The 25,313-nt window shown below is 55.7% G+C and carries 26 protein-coding genes; 7 read left to right on the top strand and 19 right to left on the bottom strand.

Translation table 11 applies throughout. The features are described 5' to 3' along the window. Positions 1-34 precede the first annotated feature (34 nt). The 3 genes from Q7C21_RS10040 (at position 35) to Q7C21_RS10050 (ending at position 2,205) form a co-directional block, all read left to right on the top strand. On the top strand, positions 35-1,051 hold the full coding sequence (locus Q7C21_RS10040; protein WP_154926859.1) for a hydrolase: 1,017 nt from the start codon (positions 35-37) through the stop codon (positions 1,049-1,051). A gap of 4 nt (positions 1,052-1,055) precedes the next feature. Beyond that, the gene (locus Q7C21_RS10045; RefSeq protein ID WP_003852945.1) at positions 1,056-1,274 is read left to right on the top strand and encodes a YheU family protein; all 219 of its coding nucleotides are present in this window, start codon (positions 1,056-1,058) and stop codon (positions 1,272-1,274) included. Between the two features lie 61 nt (positions 1,275-1,335). After that, positions 1,336-2,205 carry a phosphoribulokinase gene (locus Q7C21_RS10050; protein ID WP_003852946.1) on the top strand — a complete coding sequence of 290 codons (870 nt, stop codon included), beginning with the start codon at positions 1,336-1,338 and terminating at the stop codon, positions 2,203-2,205. A gap of 513 nt (positions 2,206-2,718) precedes the next feature. On the opposite strand, the gene Q7C21_RS10055 is transcribed toward Q7C21_RS10050, so the two are convergent. Continuing rightward, positions 2,719-3,123 (bottom strand): OsmC family protein, encoded by a 405-nt coding sequence (locus tag Q7C21_RS10055; RefSeq protein ID WP_375150699.1) that lies wholly within the window; start codon positions 3,121-3,123, stop codon positions 2,719-2,721. Positions 3,124-3,426: 303 nt separating this feature from the next. On the opposite strand from Q7C21_RS10055, the gene crp reads away from it, so the two are divergent. Together crp and Q7C21_RS10065 are read left to right on the top strand one after the other, a co-directional pair. Further along, entirely contained in the window at positions 3,427-4,059 is a 633-nt protein-coding gene (gene crp, locus Q7C21_RS10060; RefSeq protein ID WP_003852956.1) for a cAMP-activated global transcriptional regulator CRP, read from the top strand. Positions 4,060-4,116: 57 nt separating this feature from the next. Beyond that, positions 4,117-6,192 carry a YccS/YhfK family putative transporter gene (locus tag Q7C21_RS10065; protein ID WP_003852957.1) on the top strand — a complete coding sequence of 692 codons (2,076 nt, stop codon included), beginning with the start codon at positions 4,117-4,119 and terminating at the stop codon, positions 6,190-6,192. A 1-nt stretch (position 6,193) separates the two neighbouring features. On the opposite strand, the gene Q7C21_RS10070 is transcribed toward Q7C21_RS10065, so the two are convergent. From Q7C21_RS10070 to ppiA, 5 genes are all read right to left on the bottom strand, one after another. Next, positions 6,194-7,414, bottom strand: a complete 1,221-nt coding sequence (locus Q7C21_RS10070) for an aspartate aminotransferase family protein (RefSeq protein ID WP_003852959.1) — start codon at positions 7,412-7,414, stop codon at positions 6,194-6,196. Between the two features lie 81 nt (positions 7,415-7,495). Next, positions 7,496-8,071 carry an aminodeoxychorismate/anthranilate synthase component II gene (locus Q7C21_RS10075; protein WP_375150700.1) on the bottom strand — a complete coding sequence of 192 codons (576 nt, stop codon included), beginning with the start codon at positions 8,069-8,071 and terminating at the stop codon, positions 7,496-7,498. A 41-nt stretch (positions 8,072-8,112) separates the two neighbouring features. Further along, positions 8,113-8,706 (bottom strand): putative adenosine monophosphate-protein transferase Fic, encoded by a 594-nt coding sequence (locus tag Q7C21_RS10080; protein WP_003852963.1) that lies wholly within the window; start codon positions 8,704-8,706, stop codon positions 8,113-8,115. Further along, entirely contained in the window at positions 8,696-8,866 is a 171-nt protein-coding gene (locus tag Q7C21_RS10085) for a YhfG family protein (RefSeq protein WP_003852968.1), read from the bottom strand. Before Q7C21_RS10085 ends, Q7C21_RS10080 begins: the two co-directional genes overlap by 11 nt. A gap of 99 nt (positions 8,867-8,965) precedes the next feature. After that, positions 8,966-9,538 carry a peptidylprolyl isomerase A gene (gene ppiA, locus Q7C21_RS10090; RefSeq protein WP_003852970.1) on the bottom strand — a complete coding sequence of 191 codons (573 nt, stop codon included), beginning with the start codon at positions 9,536-9,538 and terminating at the stop codon, positions 8,966-8,968. Positions 9,539-9,799: 261 nt separating this feature from the next. Here ppiA and tsgA point away from each other — a divergent pair, with 261 nt between their 5' ends. After that, the gene (gene tsgA / locus Q7C21_RS10095; protein WP_003852972.1) at positions 9,800-10,978 is read left to right on the top strand and encodes an MFS transporter TsgA; all 1,179 of its coding nucleotides are present in this window, start codon (positions 9,800-9,802) and stop codon (positions 10,976-10,978) included. Between the two features lie 35 nt (positions 10,979-11,013). On the opposite strand, the gene Q7C21_RS10100 is transcribed toward tsgA, so the two are convergent. The 13 genes from Q7C21_RS10100 to pilM form a co-directional block, all read right to left on the bottom strand. After that, positions 11,014-12,291, bottom strand: coding sequence for a cytosine deaminase (locus Q7C21_RS10100; protein ID WP_039660817.1), 1,278 nt, complete (start codon positions 12,289-12,291; stop codon positions 11,014-11,016). A 404-nt stretch (positions 12,292-12,695) separates the two neighbouring features. Continuing rightward, a complete protein-coding gene (gene trpS / locus Q7C21_RS10105) occupies positions 12,696-13,697 on the bottom strand; it encodes a tryptophan--tRNA ligase (protein ID WP_312041395.1) in 1,002 nt (333 codons plus the stop codon). A gap of 16 nt (positions 13,698-13,713) precedes the next feature. After that, the gene (locus tag Q7C21_RS10110; protein ID WP_375150701.1) at positions 13,714-14,391 is read right to left on the bottom strand and encodes a phosphoglycolate phosphatase; all 678 of its coding nucleotides are present in this window, start codon (positions 14,389-14,391) and stop codon (positions 13,714-13,716) included. Continuing rightward, positions 14,375-15,058: a ribulose-phosphate 3-epimerase gene (rpe, locus tag Q7C21_RS10115; RefSeq protein ID WP_003852981.1), complete on the bottom strand. Its 684-nt coding sequence runs from the start codon at positions 15,056-15,058 to the stop codon at positions 14,375-14,377. Before rpe ends, Q7C21_RS10110 begins: the two co-directional genes overlap by 17 nt. 67 nt (positions 15,059-15,125) lie before the next feature. Beyond that, positions 15,126-15,941 carry an adenine-specific DNA-methyltransferase gene (dam, locus tag Q7C21_RS10120; protein ID WP_375150702.1) on the bottom strand — a complete coding sequence of 272 codons (816 nt, stop codon included), beginning with the start codon at positions 15,939-15,941 and terminating at the stop codon, positions 15,126-15,128. A 93-nt stretch (positions 15,942-16,034) separates the two neighbouring features. Then, on the bottom strand, positions 16,035-17,081 hold the full coding sequence (locus Q7C21_RS10125; protein WP_182630239.1) for an SPOR domain-containing protein: 1,047 nt from the start codon (positions 17,079-17,081) through the stop codon (positions 16,035-16,037). 72 nt (positions 17,082-17,153) lie between these two features. Beyond that, entirely contained in the window at positions 17,154-18,242 is a 1,089-nt protein-coding gene (aroB, locus tag Q7C21_RS10130; RefSeq protein WP_039660822.1) for a 3-dehydroquinate synthase, read from the bottom strand. 38 nt (positions 18,243-18,280) lie between these two features. Further along, positions 18,281-18,802, bottom strand: a complete 522-nt coding sequence (gene aroK, locus Q7C21_RS10135; protein ID WP_003852989.1) for a shikimate kinase AroK — start codon at positions 18,800-18,802, stop codon at positions 18,281-18,283. A gap of 363 nt (positions 18,803-19,165) precedes the next feature. Then, entirely contained in the window at positions 19,166-20,437 is a 1,272-nt protein-coding gene (gene hofQ, locus Q7C21_RS10140; protein WP_071591710.1) for a DNA uptake porin HofQ, read from the bottom strand. Further along, positions 20,376-20,759 carry a HofP DNA utilization family protein gene (locus tag Q7C21_RS10145; protein ID WP_003852993.1) on the bottom strand — a complete coding sequence of 128 codons (384 nt, stop codon included), beginning with the start codon at positions 20,757-20,759 and terminating at the stop codon, positions 20,376-20,378. Before Q7C21_RS10145 ends, hofQ begins: the two co-directional genes overlap by 62 nt. Beyond that, a complete protein-coding gene (locus tag Q7C21_RS10150; RefSeq protein WP_008926267.1) occupies positions 20,749-21,246 on the bottom strand; it encodes a hypothetical protein in 498 nt (165 codons plus the stop codon). Before Q7C21_RS10150 ends, Q7C21_RS10145 begins: the two co-directional genes overlap by 11 nt. After that, a complete protein-coding gene (locus tag Q7C21_RS10155) occupies positions 21,239-21,781 on the bottom strand; it encodes a PilN domain-containing protein (protein ID WP_003852996.1) in 543 nt (180 codons plus the stop codon). The genes Q7C21_RS10150 and Q7C21_RS10155 overlap by 8 nt, the downstream gene beginning before the upstream one ends. Further along, the gene (pilM, locus tag Q7C21_RS10160; RefSeq protein WP_140916367.1) at positions 21,781-22,587 is read right to left on the bottom strand and encodes a pilus assembly protein PilM; all 807 of its coding nucleotides are present in this window, start codon (positions 22,585-22,587) and stop codon (positions 21,781-21,783) included. Before pilM ends, Q7C21_RS10155 begins: the two co-directional genes overlap by 1 nt. 116 nt (positions 22,588-22,703) lie before the next feature. Here pilM and mrcA point away from each other — a divergent pair, with 116 nt between their 5' ends. After that, complete coding sequence (gene mrcA, locus Q7C21_RS10165; protein ID WP_008926270.1) at positions 22,704-25,253, top strand: peptidoglycan glycosyltransferase/peptidoglycan DD-transpeptidase MrcA; 2,550 nt, start codon at positions 22,704-22,706, stop codon at positions 25,251-25,253. The last annotated feature ends 60 nt before the right edge of the window (positions 25,254-25,313 follow it).

Consider the following 25,313-nt stretch of genomic DNA (forward strand, 5'->3'; position numbering starts at 1 on the left):
GCAATAAAAAACTTATCGAAGCTAACAGTGTGATATGGAACAGACAAGCTTTTACCACATGAAATTTACCGGCCCGGAAAACGAGCAGTTCAGACCACCTGACACGCTGCGTAACGCGCATCTGCAGACGATGCTGCCGCGCCTGTTACGTCGCCGTATCACCTTCGCTCCTCACTGGCAGCGTCTCGATCTGCCCGATGGCGATTTCGTCGATCTCGCCTGGAGCGAAGATCCGCAGCTGGCGCAGCATAAACCGCGCGTGGTGCTGTTTCATGGACTGGAGGGCAGCTTTCAGAGTCCCTATATTCATGGCCTGATGGCGATCTGCCGCGCACGCGGCTGGCTGGCAGTAGTGATGCATTTTCGCGGCTGCAGCGGCGAACCTAACCGGCTGAACCGCATCTATCACTCCGGCGAAACTGAAGATGCCCGCTTCTTCCTGCGCTGGCTGCGCACCCGCTGGGGTCATGTGCCTACCGCCGCCGTGGGTTTCTCGCTGGGCGGCAACATGCTGGGCTGCCTGCTCGGCCAGCAGGGTGCCGCAGCGGAGGTAGATGCCGCCGTGATTGTCTCCGCCCCGCTGCTGCTGGAACCGTGCAGCGTGAAACTGGAACGCGGCTTCTCGCGCTTCTATCAGTACTACCTGCTGGCGCAGCTCAAGAAAAATGCCCGCCGCAAACTGCATGCCTGGCCGGACACCCTGCCGGTTAATCTGGCACAGCTCAAAGCGATGCGGCGACTGCGCGATTTTGATGATGCGATTACAGCCCGCGCCCACGGTTTTGTCGATGCAGCAGATTACTATCATCGTGCCAGCGCCATGCCCTGGCTGAAACACACAGAGAAACCGCTGCTGATTATCCACGCCAAAGACGATCCCTTTATGAGTGATGAGGTGATCCCGCACAGCAGCCAATTATCTGCCACTATTACTTATCAACTGACACCCCACGGCGGCCACGTCGGTTTTGTCGGCGGAACGCTACGCCAGCCTGAAATGTGGCTGGAACAGCGCATCCCGCAGTGGATCGCCCCTTTTCTGGATAACTGATCTTGTGATTATTCCCTGGCAACAGGTCTCACCTGAGACCCTTGAAAATCTGATTGAAACCTTTGTGCTGCGTGAAGGCACAGACTACGGCGAGCAGGAACGCAGCCTGCTGGACAAGGTAGCTGATGTGCGACGCCAGCTGGAAACCGGTGAAGTGGTGCTGGTGTGGTCGGAACTGCATGAATCGGTCAATATCATGCCGCGCAAAGAATTTCGTGGCTGATGCACCCGGCATCATTTCATGATAACAATGCTCATCGCCCGATCTCACAGGGAGCTTTTCTATGTCTGCACGTCATCCCATTATCGCGGTGACCGGTTCCAGCGGTGCAGGAACCACCACCACCAGCCTCGCGTTTCGTAAAATCTTTCAGCAGCTCGATCTTCATGCTGCTGAGCTTGAAGGCGACAGCTTTCACCGCTTTACCCGCCCTGAAATGGATATGGCGATTCGTAAGGCGCGCGATTTAGGACGTCACGTCAGCTACTTTGGCCCGGAAGCCAATGACTTTGGTCTGCTGGAGCAGAGCTTTAAAGAGTATGGTCAAAGCGGACAGGGCCAGTCGCGTAAATATCTGCACACCTACGATGAAGCCGTACCGTGGAATCAGGTGCCCGGCACCTTTACGCCCTGGCAGCCGCTGCCGCAGAACACTGACATTCTGTTCTATGAAGGACTGCACGGCGGCGTGGTGACGGCGCAGCATAACGTGGCGGAACAGGTTGATTTGCTGGTGGGCGTTGTGCCCATTGTTAACCTGGAGTGGATTCAGAAGCTGGTGCGCGACACCGGCGAGCGCGGTCATTCACGCGAAGCAGTGATGGATTCCGTGGTGCGTTCGATGGAAGATTACATCAATTTCATCACGCCACAGTTCTCGCGCACCCACATCAACTTTCAGCGCGTCCCGACCGTCGACACCTCAAACCCGTTCGCTGCCCGCGCCATTCCGTCACTGGATGAGAGCTTTGTGGTGATTCATTTCCAGGCGCTGGAAGATATCGACTTCCCCTACCTGCTGGCGATGCTGCAGGGTTCGTTTATCTCGCACATCAATACGCTGGTCGTGCCCGGCGGCAAAATGGGTCTGGCGATGGAGCTGATCATGGGTCCGCTGGTGAAGCGGCTGATGGAAGGTAAGCGGATAGAGTAAGAGGTCAGCAAAAAAAACGCAGAGAGCAGAGGCCTTTCGCAAAGAGGTAAAACTGGCATTTCTGCGGGGAAAGGCTTACTGCTGAGCTGGCTTCAGGGAGCATACACCTTTCGCAAAGACGCAAAACCGCCATCCCTGGCAGGCTCAGCGCGGGCCATCCCTGGCCCGCTATGCTTTGCTACAGGCATATGCTCCCTTCGCTTCACGTCCGGCAGCCACATCCGTTTTCAGAAAGGTCGCCACTGAAAAAACCTGGTGACAAAGAATCTGACAGCAACACCTAAGCTCAACACGCCGGGAACCGGGTCAGAAGAGGAAAGCGTCCCGCGACTGGGACAAAAACGCCGGGAGCGTTTTTGAACAACGCAAAGCGTTGGCCCGGTATGGGCGCACCTCAGGGATGAGGTGCGTAATAGCGCGGGCACAGTCTTAAAGCGGACTCTCTATGCAGGAACGGCCCGACACCAGACCGACTCCGAATTGGCCCGCGACTTTAAAATGCCCTTCAGCCTGTTACAGCTCAATCACTTCATAGCTATGCGTAATCGTCACGCCTTTACCCAGCATGATGGCCACCGAACAATATTTTTCAGCAGAAAGATCCACCGCGCGTGAGACCGCTTTATCCTGGAGCGCTTTACCACTCACGATAAAATGCAGGTTGATGTGCGTAAAGATTCGCGGCGCCTCTTCACGACGTTCTGAGATCAGTTTTACTTCACAATCAGCCACATCGTTACGGCCTTTTTGCAGAATTGATACCACGTCAATCGCGCTGCATCCGCCGGCCGCCATCAGCACCATCTCCATTGGGCTGGGCGCTTTATCGCCCGAATTTCCATCCATCAGTATCTGATGGCCGGATGAGGATTCTCCGAGGAATGTCAGTCCTTCTACCCACTTCACTCTTGCCTGCATGATTTTTGCTCCGGAATACGCTGTTTTGTCGCCAGAGTACGCTTTCGCCTGGTAAACAGCAATCCAGAGAAATCCGCCTGTAGCTGAAGCGAGACAACACAAGACAGTCGGCAAAAGCTGTGCTACAAACAGTGCTGAAAATATTTTTCGTCACCCGATGGCGAAGCCGGGAAGAATGATGCGCACTGCGCCTGATGCGGCCCGAATAATTTCCTGAAAGGGAAACGCTTGAAGCTTTCACCGCCTGACAGGGAAAACTGCCCCCTGTATTTTGGGCACGATTACAACAGAGGATAATAGCGAATGGTTCTCGGCAAACCGCAAACAGACCCTACACTCGAATGGTTCCTGTCCCATTGCCATATTCACAAGTATCCATCCAAAAGTACGCTGATTCACCAAGGTGAAAAAGCAGAAACGCTTTACTACATCGTGAAAGGTTCCGTCGCGGTTCTGATTAAAGATGAAGAAGGCAAAGAGATGATTCTTTCCTACCTGAATCAGGGCGATTTCATTGGTGAGCTTGGCCTGTTCGAAGAAGGCCAGGAGCGCAGCGCCTGGGTACGTGCGAAAAGCGCGTGCGAAGTGGCGGAGATTTCTTACAAGAAATTCCGTCAGCTGATTCAGGTTAATCCCGACATCCTGATGCGACTCTCCTCGCAGATGGCGCGTCGCCTGCAGGTCACGTCTGAAAAAGTGGGTAACCTCGCTTTCCTCGACGTCACCGGACGCATTGCACAGACCCTGCTCAACCTGGCGAAGCAGCCAGATGCCATGACGCATCCCGACGGCATGCAAATTAAAATCACTCGTCAGGAAATTGGCCAGATTGTTGGTTGTTCACGCGAAACCGTGGGCCGTATTTTGAAGATGCTGGAAGATCAGAACCTGATCTCCGCACACGGCAAAACCATCGTCGTTTACGGCACCCGCTAATTCCTGTCACCCACGGCGTGATGGCAACATCACGCCGTTATTGTTTGTGTTGGGCCGATGTGGCGTCGAATTATTTACCATCCTGAAGTCAACTACGCCTTGCGGCAAACGCTGGTGCTTTGTCTGCCCGTCGCGCTGGGCTGGCTGGCTGGCGACCTGCAAAAAGGTCTGCTGTTCTCGTTAGTGCCTGCCTGCTGCAATATTGCCGGTCTGGATACCCCGCATAAACGCTTTTTCAAACGCCTGATTGTGGGTGGCAGCCTGTTTGCCCTCGGCAGCTTCCTGATTCAGTGGCTCACACTGCATGCCATTCCGCTACCGCTCATCCTGTTCGCCATGCCCCTGCTGCTCGGCGTGACGGGTGAGATCAGCCCGCTGCATGGTCGTCTGCTGCCCGGCACGCTTATCGCCGCCATTTTTACCCTGAGCCTCATTGGCCGCATGCCCATCTATGTTACCCCGCTGCTCTACATCGGCGGCACGCTCTGGTATGGGCTGTTTAACTGGTTCTGGTTCTGGCTGTGGAAAGAGCAGCCGATGCGCGAAAGCCTCAGCCTGATCTACCGCGAGCTGGCTAACTACTGCGACGCCAAATACACCCTGCTGACGCAGCTGACTGACCCGGAAAAGGCACTGCCGCCGCTGCTGGCGCGTCAGCAGAAAGTGGTTGATCTGATTAACACCTGCTATCAGCAGATGCACATGCTGTCGGCAAGCCGCGATCACAGCCATAAGCGGCTGACGCGCGCCTTTCAGGTGGCGCTGGATCTGCAGGAACACATCTCGGTCAGCCTGCATCGGCCGGAAGAGGTGCAGAAGCTGGTCGAACAGAGCCATGCCGAAGCGGTAATCCGCTGGAATGCCAAAACCATTTCGGCCCGGCTGCGGGTGCTGGCGGATAACATCCTTTATCACCAGCTACCCGATCGCTTTGCGATGGATAAACAGCTCGGCGCGCTGGAGAAGATCGCCCATCAGCATCCCGACAATCCGGTGGGTAACTTCTGTCTTTACCACTTCAACCGCATTGCGCGGGTGCTGCGCACGCAGAAACCGCTGTATCAGCGTGATCTGATGGCGGATCGTCAGCGCCGTCTGCCGCTGTTACCGGCGCTGCGCAGTTATCTCTCTTTTCGCTCGTCAGCGCTGCGCACCGCCGGACGCTTTGCGGTAATGCTGATGCTGGGCAGTGCACTGGCGCTGTTCTTCAACATCCCCAAACCTTACTGGATCCTGATGACCATCATGTTCGTCAGCCAGAACGGTTACAGCGCTACGCGTGTTCGCATCCAGCACCGTGCGCTGGGCACCTTTGCCGGTCTGGTGATTGCGGCCGCCACGTTGCGGCTGGCGGTACCGGAGTCGCTGGTGCTGCTGATCATGCTGGCAATAACCTTTATCAGCTATCGCTTTACGCGCCAGTTCTATGGCTGGTCAATGATTGGCTTTACGGTCACGGCGGTTTACTCGCTGCAATTGCTGTCGCTGAATGGCGCGCAGTTTCTGCTGCCGCGACTGATGGATACGCTGATGGGCTGTCTGATCGCCTTTGGCGGAATGCTGTGGCTGTGGCCGCAGTGGCAGAGTGGCTTACTGCGACAGAACGCCCATGATGCGCTGGAAGCCGATCAGGACGCACTGAGATTGTTGCTGGGTAACGAACAGTCACCTGAGAAACTGGCGTATCAGCGCGTGAAGGTGAATCAGGCGCACAATGCGCTGTTTAACTCGCTGAATCAGGCGATGCAGGAACCCGCGTTTAACTCCCGCTATCTGAGTGATATGCGGCTCTGGGTCACGCACAGTCAGTTTATTGTTGAGCACATTAATGCCATAACGATTCTGGCGCGGGAGCACACTATGCTGACCGACTCGCTGGCAGAACGCTATCTGCAATCCTGTGAAATCGCGCTACAGCGGTGTCAGCAGCGGCTGGAATATGATGGTGAAAGCTCACAGGTTAATCTGCTGGATGATCTTGAGAACATCAGTGAGGGACCTGTCACGGTGGTTGAACAGCATGTGCGACGTATTCTTGACCATCTGAGCGTGATGTACACCATCTCCTCACTGGCATGGAACCAGCGACCACAACATGGCCGCTGGCTGATCAGACGCTTACGTAAAAACTAGCCTAGCCGTTAAGCACCTTGCCGACGGCGGTGGCGAAGCGGCGCATGCCCTCTTCGATATCGGCCGGTTCGATAATCAGTGACGGCGCAAAACGCATCACGTCGGTGCCGGCAACCAGCACCATCACGCCCTCAGCGGCGGCGGCATTCAGTATGTCGCGTGACTTCCCGGCATGCTGAGGTTTAAGCGCGGCGCCAATCAGCAACCCCTTGCCGCGAATGTCACTGAACAAGTCATACTTCGCATCAATGGCCTGCAGCGCTGTGACAAAGTGCTCACGCCGCATATCGACACCCGCCAGCACGTCCGGCGTATTGATAATATCCAGCGCCGTTTCAGCGATGGCGCAGGCCAGCGGATTGCCGCCATACGTGGTCCCATGCACGCCTGGTGCCATGGTCGAGGCGATCTCGTTAGTGGTCAGCATGGCGCTGACCGGGAAACCGCCGCCCAGCGCTTTGGCTGAGGTCAGAATATCGGGCTGGACGCCATAATGCTCATAGGCGAACAGTTTGCCGCTGCGTCCCATGCCACTCTGCACTTCATCCAGCACCAGCAGCGCCTGATGCTGATCGCAAAGCTCGCGCAGTCCCTGCATAAATTCCTGCGTCGCGGGCACTACGCCGCCTTCGCCCTGAATCGGTTCAACCACGATGGCGCAGGTGTGGTCGTCGATTACCGCTTTCACTGCATCAAGGTCATTAAACGGCACGTGAACGATATCCGCCGGTTTCGGCCCGAACCCGTCGGAATATTTTGGCTGTCCGCCGACCGTAACGGTAAACAGCGTCCGGCCATGAAAGGCGTTATGGAAGGCGATGATTTTACTTTTAAACGGGCTGTGACGTTTGCAGGCGTAGTAGCGCGCCAGCTTAAACGCGGCTTCGTTGGCTTCGGCACCGGAGTTGGCAAAGAAGACGCGATCGGCAAAGGTCGCCTGGATTAACTTACTGGCAAGGCGCAGCGCCGGTTCGTTGGTGAAGACGTTGCTGGTGTGCCACAGCGTCTCGCCCTGGCTTTTCAGCGTCTCCACCAGCGCAGGATGGCAGTGTCCAAGTGCGGTGACGGCGATACCACCCGAGAAATCGATATACTCTTTGCCCTGCTGATCCCATACACGGCTGCCCTTGCCTTTTACCGGCACGAACTGCGCAGGTGCATAAACAGGCAAAATAACGTTATCGAACGTCTCCCGCGTGACCGCAATTTTTTCCGCTGCCATTGATGACCCCATTTAAATGATTATTGTGCAAACATGAAATAATAATCACAAAATATGCATAAAAAATCACTCAAAGGCAACTTATTGCTCAAGGAAATTGCGCAGCAGCAGATGTCCCTGCTCGCTGAGAATGCTCTCGGGATGGAACTGTACGCCTTCCAGCGCCAGAGTTTTGTGGCGGAATCCCATAATTTCGTCAGGCTCGCCGTCACGCATCGTCCAGGCCGTCACCTCGAACGCCTCGGGCAGAGTATCGCGCTGCACAATCAGCGAGTGATAGCGGGTCACGGTAAGGGGATTATTGAGATTGCGAAACACGCCCTGGCCGGTGTGCTGAATGGCAGAGGTTTTGCCGTGCATCACCTGACGCGCACGTACCACCTGCGCGCCATACGCCTGCGCAATCGCCTGATGGCCCAGGCAGACGCCCAGCACCGGCAGCTGTCCGGCGACGTGCCGGATTGCCGCCAGCGAGATGCCTGATTCCGACGGCGTGCAGGGGCCAGGCGAGATGACCAGATGGGTCAGTGGCAGCGCCGCCATCTGCTCCAGCGTGATGGCATCATTGCGCACCACCTGAACCTGCGCGCCCAGCTCGCAGAAATATTGATAGAGATTCCAGGTAAAGGAGTCGTAATTGTCGATAAGCAGCAGCATGACGTGTCCAGAATGATAAACCGCGCCGCTATTCTACGCGGTCAGGCCGCCTCACTCACCACTTTCGCAAAGACCTGCTCCAGCGGGACCAAATCTCCGGCTACACCGGCCTGATTCGCCGCTTTCCAGCTTTCAGCATCCGTCTCTTCCCAGTTCAGCAGATATCCGGCATGCAGTGCAAGCTGTTCAAAGAAAATCCGCTGCGCCCGACCATTTCCGTGGCGGAAAGGATGCAGCATATTGATTTCGCAATAGTAGTGAGCGAGGCGCTGAATAAATTCGTCACGCGGCAAATCAGCTAACCCCTTCTCTTCTTCCAGCGCGGCCATCAGGGCATTGCCTTCCTTTTCGATATATTCGAAATGACAGAACGGCGTCTCATCACGCCAGATATCAATGGTGCGCAGTTCCCCCGCCCAGCTGTAGACATCCTGGAACAGCGTGCGATGGATCTGGCGCAGGTAAGGCAGCCCGGGATTACGCGGGCCCAGCTCCAGCGTAGCGGCGCGTGCCGCACTAAAGCTCAGCTCTGCCTTGCGCAGCTGCGCAGCGTCATGAATATCGGGCAGGTTTTTCAGCACGTTGTCGTGCTGCCACAGGTAGGGATCCTGGCTGACGGCGGTATTAGAGTCCATATTGCCTCCTCAGTGACGCCAGACGTGCGGCTGCATCATCGCTGTTAACACTGGTTTCATTTGGCATGAAACCTTCCAGCCGACAGCTGGCCTGATAGCTGGCGCTACGTCGCTGTTGCCACAGGGTGACCTTCTGTTTTTCGGTGAGTTTGTTCGCCATGCCGCCTCCTGCTCAGGTTTTTGCCCTAAGTATAAGAGCAATTTCTGGCTTTGCCGGAGGCGACAGACGGTCGCCATCCGCAGATGGCGACGAAAAGCGTTAAGGCAGGACTTTAGCGGAGAGGATAACTACCGGTTTGGACGGAACATTCTGGTAAGGACCCACATCTTTGGTCGGAACCTGAGAAATTTTTTCAACCACATCCTGACCTTTCACAATCTTGCCAAATACGGCATAGCCAAAATCGCGCTGTCCGTGGTCGAGGAAGGCATTATCCGCGACGTTGAGGAAGAACTGGCTGGTCGCACTGTCTTTATCGGCGGTACGCGCCATAGAGATGGTGCCGCGCAGGTTACGCAGGCCATTGTCCGCTTCGTTTTTAATTGGCGCGTTGGTCTGCTTCTGCTGCATGTCTGTGGTGAAGCCCCCACCCTGCACCATAAAGCCCGGGATCACGCGGTGAAAAATGGTGTTGTTGTAAAAACCATTGTTGACGTAATCAACGAAGTTTTTCACAGAAACCGGCGCTTTTTGGTTATTCAGTTCGAGTTCAATATTGCCGGCGGAGGTGGTGAGCAGAACGTGGGTGTCACCTTTTGCGGCCAGCGCCTGGGCGGAAACGGAAGAGAGCGCTAACAGGGTGATGGCCGCTGTTAAAGTACGTTTAAACATGAAAGATTCCTTACCTGGGAGAGCGGGCACAAAAACGTGATTGATTGTAAAGAGACTCTATTCCATGAGCCAGCGTTTTACCTATATTTACGCTGTTGCAGCAAAAGGTCTGAGCAAACGTTAAACACCCGCAATTGCGTGATTAAAATCACACAATACATGAAATATGGATCTGTAGTTTCACTGCTTGTTTATTAAGATCACAGTTCCGTTTACACTTTCTGACACTTTTTGCCACCCGGTTCTCAACAGGTTCAGAACATGACAAACCGTAATCGTATTGGCCTCACCTGGATAAGCTTCTTCTCCTATGCACTGACCGGCGCGCTGGTGATCGTTACCGGCATGGTAATGGGCGATATCGCAAAAGATTTCCAGATCCCCATCTCCAGCATGAGTAATACCTTCACCTTCCTCAACAGCGGCATTTTAGCTGCGGTCTTCCTGAACGCCTGGCTGATGGTCATTGTGCCGCTGAAGCGCCAGCTTATTTTCGGCTTCGTCCTGATGGTGCTGGCGATAATCGGATTGATGACCAGCCGCGATCTCACTGTCTTCTCGCTCTGCATGTTTGTACTGGGTGTGGTGAGCGGCATTACCATGTCGATCGGCACCTTCCTGATTACCCACATGTATGAAGGTCGTCAGCGTGGTTCACGCCTGCTGTTCACCGACTCCTTCTTCAGCATGGCGGGCACACTGTTTCCGGTGCTGGCAGGGATTCTGCTGGCGCGTCAGTTGCCGTGGTACTGGGTCTACGTCTGCATCGGCTTTATCTACGTCGCCATCTTCATCATGACGCTGTTTGTTGAGTTCCCGGTGCTGCGTAAGCCTGAAAACAGCCCGACGGTTGAGAAAGAAAAATGGGGTGTGGGCGTGCTGCTGCTGGCAGTGGCGGCACTCTGCTACATTCTGGGCCAGCTCGGCTTTATCTCCTGGGTGCCGGAATATGCCACCAAAGTCATGGGCATGAACATCAATGACGCAGGACAACTGGTGGGCAGCTTCTGGACGGCGTATATGGTGGGTATGTGGGCCTTCAGCTTCCTGCTGCGTTTCTTCGATCTGCAACGCATTCTGATGGTGCTGGCAGGCCTGGCGACCGTGCTGATGTACTGGTTCGTCAGCAGCAGCGATGCTGGCATGCTGAAGTGGATCATCATGATTCTTGGTTTCAGCTCAAGTGCTATCTACACCACCATTATCACTCTGGGTTCACTACAGACCAAAGTGGCTTCACCGAAGCTGGTGAACTTCATCCTGACCTGCGGCACCGTCGGCACCATGCTGACCTTTGTGGTCACGGCACCTATCGTTGAGAAAAGTGGTGTGCATACCGCACTGGCGACGGCTAACGCGCTCTACGCCGTGGTGTTTGTAATGTGTGCCCTGCTCGGCTTTGTCAGCCGTCATCGTACTCACGGTCACGTCACGCATTAATCCTTCAGAGCGGCGAGTCATCGCCGCTCTGCTTTCTACCGCCGGAAGTCGATGCGCTCCCGTTCCCGCCAGTAAATCTCGCTTTCTGCGGGCTTTGTCTCTGCCACCACGACACCACGACGCAATGAATAGCGCACCGGCACCTGCCTTCTGACCGCATCAAAACCGCTTTCCGCTGGCAGAATGATCAGGCTGGCCTCGTTGCCGCTCTGAATGCCATAACCTGACAGCTGCATCGTCTTCGCGCTGTTATGCGTAATCAAATCCAGACCCGCATCAATCTGCTCATAGCCCATCAGCTGACAGACATGTAATCCCATATGCAACACCTGGAGCATATTGGCGGTGCCCAGCGGATACCAGGGATCAAACACATCGTCGTGGCCGAAGCAGACGTTAATCTCTGCCTCCAGCATCTCTTTTACGCGCGTTATCCCGCGCCGCTTAGGATAGGTGTCAAAGCGACCCTGCAGATGAATATTGACCAGCGGATTGGCAACAAAGTTAATGCCCGACAGTTTAAGCAGCCGGAACAGCCGTGAGGCGTACGCGCCATTGTAAGAGTGCATTGCGGTGGTATGACTGGCCGTCACACGTGCGCCGTTGCCATCGCGATGTGCCAGCGCCGCCACGGTTTCCACAAAACGCGACTGTTCATCATCAATCTCATCGCAGTGAACATCGATCAGCCGGTCGTAGCGGTTAGCCAGCGCAAAGGTTTTATGCAGCGACTCGACGCCATATTCGCGGGTGAATTCGTAGTGCGGAATGGCGCCGACCACATCCGCGCCCAGCCGTAACGCCTCCTCCAGCAATGCTTCGCCGTTGGGATAAGAGAGAATGCCCTCCTGAGGAAACGCGACAATCTGAAGGGTGATCCATGGGGCCATCTCCGCTTTCAGCTCCAGCATCGCTTTCAGCGCCGTCAGTGACGGATCGGACACGTCAACGTGAGTGCGGACAAACTGGATACCGTTGGCGATCTGCCACTTCAGCGTCTGCAACGCCCGCTGTTTAACATCTTCGTGGCTGAGCAGCGCCTTGCGTTCGGCCCAGCGCTCAATGCCTTCAAACAGCGTCCCGGACTGATTCCATGCCGGTTCACCCGCCGTCTGGGTGGTATCCAGATGAATATGAGGCTCAATAAAGGGCGCGCAGGCTATGCCGCCCTCACCGTCCAGTGATTGATCCGCGGGTGAAGGCTGCTGCGGCTGAGCTGAAATGCGGGCAATTTTTCCGTCGGCGATTTCGATTTGCCACAATCCTTCCCGCCAGGGTAAACGCACGTTATTGATCCACTTGGGTGACAACATGGCTGATTCCTTATCCGGTTAACCTGAGTGGTTAAAACTAGCACGATTCATACCACGCACGGCAATGCAGGATATTCAGCAGGTTAGCCTCACCAGATAAACTTAATTAAAATCAAAAACATACCTCTTAATAGGTATATAGGACCGTGGTTGATGTATATCAATAAGCGTCAGAAATGGCGCGCTATTGTAGCCGCAGATATCGCAAATTTGAGGCAAAAATGAGCAAGCACAATGTCGTCGTTATTGGTAACGGCATGGTCGGCCAGCCGGAGAGGTGACCAGTCCCAGCCTGATGATCATCGGCAGCGTGGTGAGTCTGCGTGAAAGCCTGCGCTGGTTTTAAATCCTGCAAATAAAAACGGCGGGCACAAAGCCCGCCGCGTTGTTTGTCTGCTCAGCCATTATGGCATCGCGACAAAGCCTACCGCCTGATAAACCTTCTTCAGCGTTTCCTGCGCCTGTGCGCGTGCTTTGGCCGCGCCATCACGCATTACCTGCTCCAGCAGGGCTTCATCGTTGCGGAAGCGATGATAACGCTCCTGAAGCTCAGAGAGCATGCCCGACACAGCATCGGCTACCGCGCCTTTCAGATGGCCATACATTTTGCCTTCGAACTCCTGCTCCAGCTCAGCAATGGGTTTACCGGTCACGCCTGACAGAATATCCAGCAGGTTAGACACGCCCGCTTTTTCTTTGATGTCGTAGCGCACCACTGGCGGCTCTTCAGAATCAGTAACGGCACGTTTGATCTTCTTCACGACCGCTTTCGGATCTTCCAGCAGGCCGATAACGTTATTGCGGTTATCGTCAGACTTGGACATTTTTTTGGTCGGTTCCAGCAGCGACATGACGCGCGCACCCGATTTCGGAATGAACGGCTCTGGCACTCTGAATATGTCGCCATAGATCGCATTGAAGCGATGTGCGATATCGCGGCTCAGCTCCAGATGCTGCTTCTGATCTTCACCCACCGGCACCTGATTGGTCTGATAAAGCAGAATGTCCGCCGCCATCAGCACCGGATAATCGAACAGACCAGCGTTGATGTTCTCTTCGTAGCGCGCTGATTTATCTTTGAACTGCGTCATGCGGCTCAGTTCACCGAAGTAGGCGTAGCAGTTCAGGATCCAGCTCAGCTGCGTGTGTTCTGGCACATGCGACTGAACAAAGATGGTGCTTTTTTCCGGGTCGATACCACAGGCCAGATAAAGCGCCAGCGTGTCCAGCGTCGCTTTGCGCAGTGCTGCAGGATCCTGACGCACGGTGATTGCGTGCAGATCAACGATGCAGTAAATGCAGTGAAAATCATCCTGCATCTGCACCCACTGACGCAGCGCTCCCATATAGTTGCCAATGGTCAGTTCGCCGGACGGCTGTGCGCCGCTGAAAACGATGGGTTTCATACTTAAGTCCTGATATTTACAGCCCCAGAGCGGGCAAAAGTTCGTCGAAAGAGTCGAGGGTTAAATCGGGCTGGCTGGTCACAATCGGCTCGCCATAATTATAACCAAAGGTCATACCCACATTCGGTACGCCTGCCGCCTGCGCCGCCTGAATATCATTGCGAGAGTCGCCAACAAACAGCAACTCATTCTGCAATACGCCGAAGGTGCCCAGCACCATAAAGATCGCTGCAGGGTGCGGTTTTTTAACCGGCACATCGTCGCCACCAATAATCAGCGAAAACGCATCGGCAATGCCCAGCGATTCCAGCAACGGTGCCACAAACGGCGTCGGCTTGTTCGTCACAATCGCCATCGACAATCCGGAAGCCTTTAATGCCTCCAGCGTCTGCTTTACCTGTGGAAACAGCGTGCTACCCGCCTCTACCGTATCGGCGTAGTGCCGGTCAAACAACGCCCGCGCATCACGCTGCTCTTCAGGCTGCGGTTCGCGACCCAGCGCGAAGGTCAGCGCGCGGGCCATCATGATATCGGCACCGTTGCCGATCCAGGTGGAGACCCGCTCAAGGCCCGCCTGCGGCAGGCGGAGATCGCTCAGCGTACGGTCGATCGCATCAGCAAGGCCTGGCGCGCTATCCACCAGCGTGCCATCGAGATCAAACGCCAGCGCACGAATCTCAGTGAAATGAGCCATTGGCTTTCTCCAGTTCATTGCGCATATCGTCGATCACTTTTTTATAGTCAGGATGACCGAAGATGGCAGAACCGGCGACAAACATGTCAGCACCGGCAGCCGCTATCTCGCGGATATTGTCGATCTTCACGCCGCCATCCACTTCAAGGCGAATGTTGTAACCGCTCTGATCGATACGTCTGCGCGCTTCACGCAGTTTATCCAGGGTGCCGGGAATAAATGACTGACCGCCAAAACCAGGGTTCACTGACATCAGCAGAATGATATCCAGCTTATCCATGACGTAATCCAGATAGCTAAGCGGGGTCGCCGGGTTAAACACCAGACCGGCTTTACAGCCATGCTCTTTAATCAATTGCAGGGTGCGGTCAACATGTTCGCTGGCTTCGGGATGAAAGGTGATGTAAGTGGCGCCGGCTTTGGCGAACTCAGGGATCAGCGCATCTACCGGCTTCACCATCAGATGCACATCGATGGGAGCGGTGATGCCATAGTCCCGCAGTGCTTTTAGCACCATCGGACCCATGGTCAGATTAGGGACGTAGTGGTTATCCATCACGTCGAAGTGCACCACGTCACCTCCGGCCGCCAGCGCTTTGGCTGTGTCTTCGCCCAGACGGGCAAAGTCCGCCGAAAGGATTGAAGGGGCCAGCAAATATTGTTTCATCCGATTCTCCCACTGTTGTGCGCCAGCCCGGAGGCTGGCGTGATGCGTTGGTCGCGGACGAAACAGACTAGCGATAAAGTGCCAGCAGTTCGTCGACCTTGGTGCGACCCGTTATGCTTCGGCTGATAGAACGCCGGGCTTTGACCACATGTAACACTGCATCCTGATACCACAAACGCGTCAGTGCAGTGTCGTGGTTAGAAATCAGAACCGGAATACGGTTCTCCGACGAAGCGAGCTGTGCCGCTAACGCCGCCAGATTCTCCTGCTCACGCAGACTGAAGCTGTTGGTGTGATAAGCCGTGAAATTAGCCGTTGCCGACAGCGGTGCATAAGGCGGATCGCAATAGACCACAGAGCCCTTGCCAGCATTGGTCAGCGTAACATCGTACGATTCACAGACAAACGTCGCTTTTTGCGCGCGCTCGGCAAACCATAACAGTTCTGCTTCCGGAAAGTAGGGTTTGCGATAGCGGCCAAACGGCACGTTGAACTCACCACGCAGGTTATAGCGACAGAGGCCGTTGTAACAGTGACGGTTCAGATAGAGGAACAGCAGCGCGCGCTGGTAGGCGTCGGTGCTGGTGTTGAATTCGGTGCGCCGCTGGTAATAACAGACCTCGTTGTTACCTTCCGGCGTAAACAGCAGCTGCGCGTCACGAATGAAATCCGCCGTGCGCGTTTTAACAATGTTGTAGAGATTAATCAGGTCACTGTTGATATCTGCAAGATGGTAGCGATCAAACTCCGTGTTCAGAAACACTGAACCTGCACCCACAAAGGGCTCGACCAGACAGTCGCCTTGCGGCAGGTGACGATGGATCTCTTCTACTAAGGGAAATTTTCCCCCTGCCCATTTCAGGAAAGCGCGATTTTTTTTCATGCTGTCGTGGTTATTACATCTTATTGTGAGGCTGTGGCTTTACCGACAGCAGATCTGCGCTTAAAACGGGGCCAGAACATGGCCCCACATCCGCTATTGGCTGGCTTCTTTCTTCACCTGGCTAACGGGTTTTACCCAGGGGTTTTTTGCACGTACTTCCGCAGGCAGCGACGCGACAGCGCGTTTGGCATCCGCCGGTGTGGCATAAGATCCACTCACCAGCACATACCACGGCTGACCGTTACGGGTGGTTTTGTAGACGTGATACCCGCTCAGATTCTGTTGTTTAGCCCAGGCATTCAGGCTTTCCGCTTTCGATGCACCGCTCAGCTGCAGCGTATAGCTGCCGCCTGGCACGGATTTGCTGGCTGAACTGCTGCCGGTGGACGCAGTGGCCGGAGCAGAACTGGCTGGGGAATGCGCTGGCGTGGTATGCGTTTTGCTGTCACGGGTTGCAGGTTTCGACGCCGTTTTATGCGATGAATCATGCGCCGGACGTGCAGAAGCATTGGATTTGTTGGGCGTCTGACGTGAAGGTGCGGCGACAGGATTGGCTGCCGTTCCTGCATTACCGCTGACCGTCGCGGGCGCCGTCGGCAGTGAACTGCCACCCTGCGTTCCCATCGCAGCGTTATCGACCTGCTGCTGCTGATTCGTCAGCGCGCTGTTCAGATCGCCTGGCAGCGTGACGCGCTGCTGATTTGCTGGCGCGTCAACCGGCGCGGCCTGGGTAGGCGTTGACGCCACAGGCGGCATGGAAACGTCACGCTGAGGAGCAGAGGCACCCTCACCGCTGGTCGATGCGTTATTTGCGTCAGCCGCTGGCGTGGTTTGACCTGACGGAGGAGTCTGCCCGGCTGACATGGAAGAGGAGCCGCCCAGATCGATATTCTTCTCGCTACCGGAACCGCCACTGGCGGCAGGAGTCGTGCCCGCAGTCGCTGGCTTTTTCTCATCCGGGCCATTCAGCGCTGAACCAATACCCAGTACCAGTAACAGCAGAACCAGAATCCCGACACCCATCATGATGCGCTGGCGCGACGCCGGTACTTTGGCTGCGGCAGACGGCTTACGCGGGCGCGAGGGACGGCGGTCGCTGGCGTCAGGTTTTAACTCGTCTTCCGGTTTAAACTCATCCATTTTGCCTCCTCCGTAAAGCGGCATTCCGCACTGCGCACCCTGCGCGCCGCGTCACCACTCAACTGCTTAATCTCAGGGTTGCTGACAATCATTAATCGCAGCCAGCACCATATCATGTGCCACGCCACCACGCACTTCAGAGCGACCAATCGACAGCGGGAGTATCAGCCGCAGTTCGCCCGCCAGAACTTTTTTATCGCGCATCATGTGCGGCAGATACATCTCCGCACTCATCGCCTGCGGCCCATGCACCGGTAAACCGGCACGGCGGAACAGCGCAATAATGCGGTCGGTCTCCTGCGCCTGGAACTGCCCCAGACGTTCAGCCGTTCGTGCTGCCATCACCATGCCTGCCGCAATGGCTTCACCATGCAGCCAGTTGCCATAGCCCATATGTGCTTCAATCGCATGACCAAAAGTATGGCCCAGATTAAGCAACGCCCGCTGACCGTTTTCACGCTCATCGGCCGAAACAACCTCGGCTTTCAGCTCACAGCAGCGACGAATGCAGTACGCCAGCGCCTGTTCATCCAGCGCCAGCAGAGCATCAAGATTCTGCTCCAGCCACTCAAAAAATGTCCCGTCGAGAATGATGCCGTACTTAATGACTTCCGCCAGACCCGACGCCAGTTCGCGCGCGGGCAGTGTCTTCAGACAGGCCGTATCAATCACCACCGACGCGGGTTGATAAAACGCGCCGATCATGTTTTTGCCCAGCGGATGGTTAACGGCCGTTTTACCGCCAACCGAAGAATCAACCTGCGACAGTAAGGTGGTCGGTACCTGAATAAAGCGTACGCCACGCTGATAACTGGCCGCAGCAAAACCGGTAAGATCGCCAATGACGCCACCGCCTAAGGCGATAAGCGTCGTATCACGACCGTGCGGCTTTTGCAGAAGTGCGGTAAAAACCTGATCCATTACGGCCAGCGTCTTGTATTGCTCGCCGTCGGGTAAGATCACCTGATCCACTTTTACACCAGCCGCCTTCAGCAGCGCTGTAAGCGGGTCAAGATAAAGCGGAGCCAGCGTCTGGTTTGTCACCACCATGGCGTTTTCGCCCGCGCGTAGCGGCCAAAAAGAAGCCGGATCGTTAAACAGTCCGGCGGCGATAGTGATGGGGTAACTGCGTTCCCCTAGTGAGACGGTGATCTTCTCCATGATGCTCGATACCTGTTAAAGAGCCTTCGAACGTTGGATCAACTTTTTTCCAACATGTGGATAATCTGATTCGCCACCACTTTCGCACTCTGATCATCTGTGCGAATGGTTACATCGGCGATCTCTTCGTAGAGCGGGTTACGTTCGCCAGCCAGCGCTTCGAGCACTTCACGCGGCGGTGAATCCACCTGCAGCAACGGACGTTTTTTGTCACGTTGGGTGCGCGCCAGTTGCTTCTCGATGGTGGTTTCAAGATAAACCACAACACCGCGAGCGGAGAGCCGATTACGCGTTTCCCGGGATTTGACGGAACCCCCGCCTGTCGCCAGGACGATGCCTTGCTTCTCGGTCAGTTCGTTGATGATTTTTTCTTCGCGATCGCGAAAGCCAGCTTCGCCTTCGACATCAAAAACCCAGCCCACATCCGCTCCGGTGCGTCGCTCAATTTCCTGATCGGAATCGAAGAACTCCATGTTGAGTTGCTGAGCCAACTGACGGCCAATAGTGCTTTTGCCGGCACCCATCGGCCCAACCAGAAAGATATTGCGTTTCTCTGCCATTTTGTCGGTATTACTAAGAATTCGTTAATGATACCCCGCGTTCAGCATTCGCTGGCGGGACAGGAACTGAGACCTCATGAGCGTTAGCAAGAGTCAGATGAAAAATTATCTCAACACTCAAGGCTGTTTGGCAACCGATTATATTGCCTTCAGCACATCCATTTCTGAATTGGCCTGTGTTCGCGAAACTGTAACGCGCCAGCGCTGCGTCTTTTACAACGCTGCTTACAGAGAAGTTTTCTGATCTGTTTGCCGGGATTTACCCAGCCTAGACGGTTACACCGTATTGAAAATCGCTAAACCTTGTAAGCTAATTCCTCTCCTGCGTCAACGCAGATGGCCTTAAGGGACGCATTTTCCGTTTTATCCAGCCGTAAGCGCTGCTTCCCTGACCAATCGTGGCGTAATGAAGATCACCAGCTCTCTTTTTTTGCGCTGCTCAGATTGCTGGCGAAATAACCCGCCAATCAGCGGCACATTTCCCAGTAGCGGCACCTTATTCTCGCCACGACTACGCTGCTGCTGAAAGATACCCCCTAACGCCAGTGTTTGCCCGTCACTGACCGTGACCTGAGTCTCAATTTCCTGTTTATCAATGGATAATATGTTGCTGTCACCGGTTCTGATGCTGCGACCCGGCATATTCTGGCTGATATGAATTTTCAGCTGGATGCGACCATTGCCAGAAAGGGTCGGTGTCACCTCCATGCCCAGCACCGCTTCTTTAAACTCAATACTGGTTGCCCCGCTGTTTCCTGCGGACACTTCGTAAGGAATCTCCGTGCCCTGTTTAATTGATGCGGTCTGCTGATGCGAGGTAAAGAGGCGCGGACTGGCGATGATTTCAATCTGGTTTTCCTGTTCCAGCGCGCTTAACTCCAGATCCAGAAGCTGGCCGCCTATACGCGCCAGCGCCATCCCCACGCTGATGCCGGGTGAACTCAACGCCAGCGGGATATCCAGACGGGGATGGTGCAGAATGTCAGTCACTGCGGCGTCACCCGCCTGCAATCCCCACTTCACCCCCAACTCCTGCAAATGCTCTTCGCTGATGGTAACGATATGCGCTGAGAGCTCAATCTGCTCCAGTGGCAGATCCAGCGCCCGTATCCAGCGTTCTGTCTCTTTTAAAGCCGCTGCGGTATCGCGCAGTAACAGCGCATTGGTCCGTTTATCGACTGTCACGCTGCCGCGCGCCGTCATCAGCGACTGCCGCTCACTCAGCAGACTGGCATGCACCTCGCTGGCGCTGGCATAACGCAATGTGACCGCGCGCTGCTGCAAAGGTACCTGCTGCAACTGCGCCTGCTGCTCAGCCGCACGAGCCTGCTGTTGCGCCTGTTGCCAGCTTTCCGGATAGACCAGCAGGACATTATCCTGTTCAATCAGCGTCAGCTTTGCCATGCGCGCCACCAGCTCCAGCGCCTGATGCCACGGCAGGTTATCCAGCCGCAGCGATAACGAACCTTCCACCTCTGGCGCAATCATCAGATTGATCTGCTGATAATCAGCCAGCGCCTGCAAAATACGCTCTACCGGTGCATTATCAAATGTCAGGCTGAGCGGTTCCTCATCAGCGGCGTAAACCGGCAGCAGGCAGCTGATGACCAGCAGCAGAGTGGCTATCCAAACCATACGAACGTCCTTTTAAATAGAATGTAGTCTGTTGTGCGGTGCAGCTGTTTTGCACCGCTAAGGTGATGCTGCGGCGGGTCATGTCAGTGAGTTGCCAGGGCGCTACAGGAAAAGGTTTGCCGATGCGGGCGATGACAATCTCTTTATGCGGACCAATCAGCCAGGCATGGAAATGCGCCTCCCGGCCAATAATCCCCTGCAGACGCCAGCCAGTGAGCGGTTCCACTGACGCTTCACACACTGAACCGGCAACCGGCCTGAACGGATCACGCGCCACCACACTGCTACAGCACAGCAGTAAAATCAGCAGGCTATGGCGCATCGTCAGATTCCAGCCAGAGTTGAGCGATCAGGAACTGCGGCTGCGCCAGCAGCAGGAAATGCACCGGAAACGGTGCGGAGGCATCGGCAAGCTCGGCAAAAAGCGACTGGAATGCCGGCCACTGCAGATGCAGCGTCAGCACGCGGGAGGGTGCATCCGGCTGCCACTCTTCCAGTTGGTTACGACGTGCCGCCAGAATCGCTTCCAGTGCCAGGCCTGATGTGCCAGATACAGACCGGGCACGCTGAATTTCCGCCAGTTGCACCTGCAACACCTCATTATCAGGATGCTGACGCCACTGCTGCTGGCGCTGCTGCAGGGTACGGGTCAACTGCAACAGCGCCACCTTTTCAGTTGTCAGCGCCTGCTGCTGTGGCCGCAGCCAGAGAATCCACGAGAGCAGGAGCAGGCAGAATGCGAGGGCGGCGAGCAAGCCGTAACGCGGAAGCGCGGCCATCTGCCACCACCGCTCCCACCACTCATTCATCAGCCACCGCCTGGACCGTTGCCCGCAGTGAAAAACGATAACTGCCATCGGCCTGCCGCTTTACACCGCCCTGCTTAACCTGATCCAGCAGGGCGACCGTAGTTAACTGCTGGCGGAATTGCCGGACCGAGGCCATATCCTGCGCCTGGCCCTCCAGAGTCAGATGATTGTCACGCTTCTCCAGACGGGTCAGCCAGGCGGAATCGGGCATCAACACGGGTAAATTGAGCCAGAACTGCTGCCAGGCAGCCAGTTGCACGGCCTGCTGACGCTGCTTTGCCTGCTGTTTTTGTACGACGGCGAGCCGGGCGAGTAACTGCTTTTGCTGCGCGAGTTGTTGTCCCAGAGCGTCCAGCGCCTGCTGCTGTAAACTGCGCGTCTGCGCCACCTGCTGACGCGCCTGATGGATCTGCCAGGTTTGTTGCACAACAACCAGAAACAACGTACCCAGCATCAGTAACAGCATCACCAGACTCTGCCGCTGCTGCTGTTGCCGACGGTGCTGCCGCCAGGGCAGCAGATTAACCGCCACCATTATTCATCTCCATCACGTAGCGCCAGCCCGGCCGCCAGCGCAAAGGCTCCCGGGTTTTCCGGCAAAGGAGGTTGCTTATAGCGAAAGAGATCAAAAGGGGAAAAGCGGGTGGCTTCGGCGGGCAGTACACCCGGCTCTGCGGCGCACCAGGCAACAAAACTGGCGTCGGGGAAAGCCTGCTGCCGCAGGGCCGCCAGTGTGGCGACTTCGCCGATGTCAGCCGCTGAGTGCGCATCGCTCCAGAGCCAGCGGTTATCCTGCTGCAGAACCAGTACCGCGCCGGATTTCAGTGCTGCCTGCCGGGCTAATCGCTTCAACGCATTAGTGGTCAGTTCAAACACCTGCGGCTTTAATCCTGACTGTAACAGTGGCGCTGCCCACTGATCGATAATCTCCAGCCGCGCGGCCGTGACGCAGAGTTGATCACGCTTTGCATCCGGCCGGTAATCCAGCGCCAGCGCAGTGGGCTCCAGAGGAAAGAGACGGCGCGCGGCCGCCTGCACGTAATGCCCCAGCGCGGGTTCGTTCAGCGCCTGCGCAGGCAGGGGAAGCTGGCGCTGTAACACCAGCCGGGCGGGCAGTGCGACACGCAGCGAATAACGACGCGGCAACCGCTGACGCCATGCCGTTAAGGCCGCCAGTAATTCAGGCGAAGATTGCAGCACGCCGTTTCTTAACGTATCTTGCGGCAGCCGCTGCTGCCACCAGTGGCGTAGCTGCCAGCCATCACGACGAGGCTGGAGGGCAAGGGCACAAATCTGCCTATTCTGAATATCCAGCCCAATTTGCCAGGTATGAAAAGCCATGCGCGCGATCTCCTTATCGTCCGGGAAAATGGACATATCAAAGCGTCTGGCTTGCCTTTATACTACCGCGCGGTTGTTTATAAACTGCTCAAACGACAACAGATGGGAAATTCCAGGTGAAGTTCGTAAAGTATTTATTAATCCTTACAGTGTGTTGCATCCTGTTGGGAGCTGGCTCGATTTATGGTTTATACAAATATATAGAGCCACAGCTGCCCGACGTGAACACGCTGAAAGATGTGCGTCTGCAAACCCCTATGCAGGTTTACAGCGCCGATGGCGACCTGATCGCCCAGTATGGCGAAATGCGCCGTATCCCTTTGACTCTGCAGCAAGTGCCACCTGTCATGGTGAAAGCGTTTATTGCGACCGAGGACAGCCGTTTTTATGAGCACCATGGTGTTGATCCGGTGGGTATTTTCCGTGCGGCCAGCATTGCACTGGTCTCCGGTCATGCTTCACAGGGTGCAAGTACCATCACTCAACAGCTGGCCCGTAACTTCTTCCTGAGTCCGGAACGCACCCTGATGCGTAAAATAAAGGAAGCGTTCCTGGCGATCCGCATTGAGCAGTTGCTGAATAAAGATGAAATCCTTGAGCTCTACCTGAATAAGATCTACCTGGGCTATCGCGCTTATGGCGTCGGTGCAGCCTCACAGGTCTATTTCGGTAAGCCCGTTGACCAGCTGTCGCTGAGTGAGATGGCGATGATTGCCGGTCTGCCGAAAGCGCCGTCTACCTTTAACCCGCTTTACTCGCCGAGCCGCGCCCTGTCGCGCCGCAACGTGGTACTGGCGCGTATGCTGGATCAGCATTACATCACGCAGCAGCAATATGACGAGGCCCGTAATACACCGCTGGTGGCGAAGTATCATGGCCCGGAAATCGCCTTCTCTGCCCCTTATCTCAGCGAGATGGTGCGTCAGGAGATGGTGAAACGCTACGGCAATAATGCCTACACCGACGGTTACAAGGTTTACACCACCGTGACTCGTCGTCTGCAGGAAGCCGCGCAGACCTCGGTGCGCAATAACGTCATGGCCTACGATATGCGTCATGGTTATCGCGGACCGACCAGCGTGCTGTGGAAAGTGGGTGAACCGGCCTGGGATCAGACGAAGATCGAGAAAGCGCTGAAGGTGCTGCCGGTTTATGGCCCGCTCCACCCGGCCGTCGTAACGGAAGCACGCAGCGATGAAGCGACCGTTATGATGCAGGATGGCAGCAATGTGTCGCTGTCATTAGCCGGTGTGCGCTGGGCGCGTGCTTATAAGTCTGACACCGTGCAGGGCCCGACGCCGAAAAGCGTGACGCAGGTCCTGCAGGCTGGCCAGCAGATTTGGGTGCGTAAAGTGGGTGACGACTGGTGGCTGGGTCAGGTGCCGGATGTGAACTCGGCACTGGTCTCACTGGATCCGAATGATGGTGCGGTGCGCGCGCTGGTAGGTGGTTTTGCCTTTAACCAGAGCATGTTTAACCGTGCGACCCAGGCACTGCGCCAGGTCGGCTCTAACATCAAGCCTTTCCTTTATACCGCCGCCATGGATCGCGGGTTGACGCTCGCCTCCATCCTGAACGATGTGCCGATTTCACGCTGGGATGCAGGTGCCGGTGCAGACTGGCGTCCGAAAAACTCACCGCCAACTTACGATGGTCCGATTCGTCTGCGTCAGGGATTAGGTCAGTCGAAAAACGTCGTGATGGTGCGTGCGATGCGTGCGATGGGCGTGGATTATGCCGCAGAGTATCTGCAGCGCTTTGGTTTCCCGGCGCAGAACATTGTTCACACCGAGTCGCTGGCACTGGGTGCGGCCTCATTCACCCCATTACAGGTGGTGCGTGGCTACTCCGTGATGGCGAATGGCGGCTTCCTGGTTGATCCTTACTTCATTACGAAGATTGAGAACGAACAGGGCGGCACCGTCTTTGAAGAGAAACCGAAGATCGCCTGTCCGCAGTGCAATCTGCCGGTGATCTATGGTGAGACCAAAAAAGCGCTGGCGCTGAATGAAGAGAGTGTTGAGAACGTTGCTGCCTCAAATAACAACCAGAATCAGGCAGTTCCTCAGCCTGAACTGGAGCAGGTTCCTGCTCAGGCTCAGCAGGGCGATCAGCAATATGCACCTCACGTGATCAATACGCCGCTCAGCTTCCTCATCAGGAGCGCGCTGAACAGTAATATCTTTGGCGAACCGGGCTGGATGGGAACGGGCTGGCGTGCCGGACGTGACCTTAAACGTAATGATATCGGCGGGAAAACCGGTACCACCAACAGCTCGAAAGATGCCTGGTTCTCGGGTTACGGCCCTGGCGTAGTGACCTCCGTATGGATCGGTTTTGATGATGCGCGCCGTAATCTGGGCCGCAGTACGCTTTCCGGCGCGATTCCCGATCAGATATCGGGCTATGAAGGTGGCGCGAAGAGTGCGCAACCGGCATGGGATGAGTTCATGAAGAGCGCGCTGGACGGTGTACCGGTGCAGCCATTGACACCGCCGGATGGCGTCGTCACGGTGACAATCGATCGCAGTACCGGCAAGCTGGCAAATGGCGGCGGTAACACGCGTCAGGAGTACTTCATCAATGGTACCCAGCCGACCGAATATTCGGTTCACGATGTGGGTACCACTATTATGGATAACGGCGAGAGTCACGAACTGTTCTGATGTGATCCCTGTTATTGCACGATAAAAAAGCCGACATCTGTCGGCTTTTTTATTCATTAA

It is taken from the genome of Pantoea sp. ANP04 (assembly GCF_041982285.1).
GTDB classification, from domain to species: Bacteria; Pseudomonadota; Gammaproteobacteria; order Enterobacterales; family Enterobacteriaceae; genus Pantoea; species Pantoea eucalypti.

Excerpts from the sequence above, each read along its gene's own strand:
- Q7C21_RS10040 (WP_154926859.1), top strand. The coding sequence starts at position 35 with ATGGAACAGACAAGCTTTTACCACATGAAATTTACCGGCCCGGAAAAC.
- Q7C21_RS10050 (WP_003852946.1), top strand. The coding sequence starts at position 1,336 with ATGTCTGCACGTCATCCCATTATCGCGGTGACCGGTTCCAGCGGTGCA.
- Q7C21_RS10055 (WP_375150699.1), bottom strand. The coding sequence starts at position 3,123 with ATGCAGGCAAGAGTGAAGTGGGTAGAAGGACTGACATTCCTCGGAGAA.
- crp (WP_003852956.1), top strand. The coding sequence starts at position 3,427 with ATGGTTCTCGGCAAACCGCAAACAGACCCTACACTCGAATGGTTCCTG.
- Q7C21_RS10065 (WP_003852957.1), top strand. The coding sequence starts at position 4,117 with ATGTGGCGTCGAATTATTTACCATCCTGAAGTCAACTACGCCTTGCGG.
- Q7C21_RS10070 (WP_003852959.1), bottom strand. The coding sequence starts at position 7,414 with ATGGCAGCGGAAAAAATTGCGGTCACGCGGGAGACGTTCGATAACGTT.
- Q7C21_RS10075 (WP_375150700.1), bottom strand. The coding sequence starts at position 8,071 with ATGCTGCTGCTTATCGACAATTACGACTCCTTTACCTGGAATCTCTAT.
- Q7C21_RS10080 (WP_003852963.1), bottom strand. The coding sequence starts at position 8,706 with ATGGACTCTAATACCGCCGTCAGCCAGGATCCCTACCTGTGGCAGCAC.
- Q7C21_RS10085 (WP_003852968.1), bottom strand. The coding sequence starts at position 8,866 with ATGGCGAACAAACTCACCGAAAAACAGAAGGTCACCCTGTGGCAACAG.
- ppiA (WP_003852970.1), bottom strand. The coding sequence starts at position 9,538 with ATGTTTAAACGTACTTTAACAGCGGCCATCACCCTGTTAGCGCTCTCT.
- tsgA (WP_003852972.1), top strand. The coding sequence starts at position 9,800 with ATGACAAACCGTAATCGTATTGGCCTCACCTGGATAAGCTTCTTCTCC.
- Q7C21_RS10100 (WP_039660817.1), bottom strand. The coding sequence starts at position 12,291 with ATGTTGTCACCCAAGTGGATCAATAACGTGCGTTTACCCTGGCGGGAA.
- trpS (WP_312041395.1), bottom strand. The coding sequence starts at position 13,697 with ATGAAACCCATCGTTTTCAGCGGCGCACAGCCGTCCGGCGAACTGACC.
- Q7C21_RS10110 (WP_375150701.1), bottom strand. The coding sequence starts at position 14,391 with ATGGCTCATTTCACTGAGATTCGTGCGCTGGCGTTTGATCTCGATGGC.
- rpe (WP_003852981.1), bottom strand. The coding sequence starts at position 15,058 with ATGAAACAATATTTGCTGGCCCCTTCAATCCTTTCGGCGGACTTTGCC.
- dam (WP_375150702.1), bottom strand. The coding sequence starts at position 15,941 with ATGAAAAAAAATCGCGCTTTCCTGAAATGGGCAGGGGGAAAATTTCCC.
- Q7C21_RS10125 (WP_182630239.1), bottom strand. The coding sequence starts at position 17,081 with ATGGATGAGTTTAAACCGGAAGACGAGTTAAAACCTGACGCCAGCGAC.
- aroB (WP_039660822.1), bottom strand. The coding sequence starts at position 18,242 with ATGGAGAAGATCACCGTCTCACTAGGGGAACGCAGTTACCCCATCACT.
- aroK (WP_003852989.1), bottom strand. The coding sequence starts at position 18,802 with ATGGCAGAGAAACGCAATATCTTTCTGGTTGGGCCGATGGGTGCCGGC.
- hofQ (WP_071591710.1), bottom strand. The coding sequence starts at position 20,437 with ATGGTTTGGATAGCCACTCTGCTGCTGGTCATCAGCTGCCTGCTGCCG.
- Q7C21_RS10145 (WP_003852993.1), bottom strand. The coding sequence starts at position 20,759 with ATGCGCCATAGCCTGCTGATTTTACTGCTGTGCTGTAGCAGTGTGGTG.
- Q7C21_RS10150 (WP_008926267.1), bottom strand. The coding sequence starts at position 21,246 with ATGAATGAGTGGTGGGAGCGGTGGTGGCAGATGGCCGCGCTTCCGCGT.
- Q7C21_RS10155 (WP_003852996.1), bottom strand. The coding sequence starts at position 21,781 with ATGGTGGCGGTTAATCTGCTGCCCTGGCGGCAGCACCGTCGGCAACAG.
- pilM (WP_140916367.1), bottom strand. The coding sequence starts at position 22,587 with ATGGCTTTTCATACCTGGCAAATTGGGCTGGATATTCAGAATAGGCAG.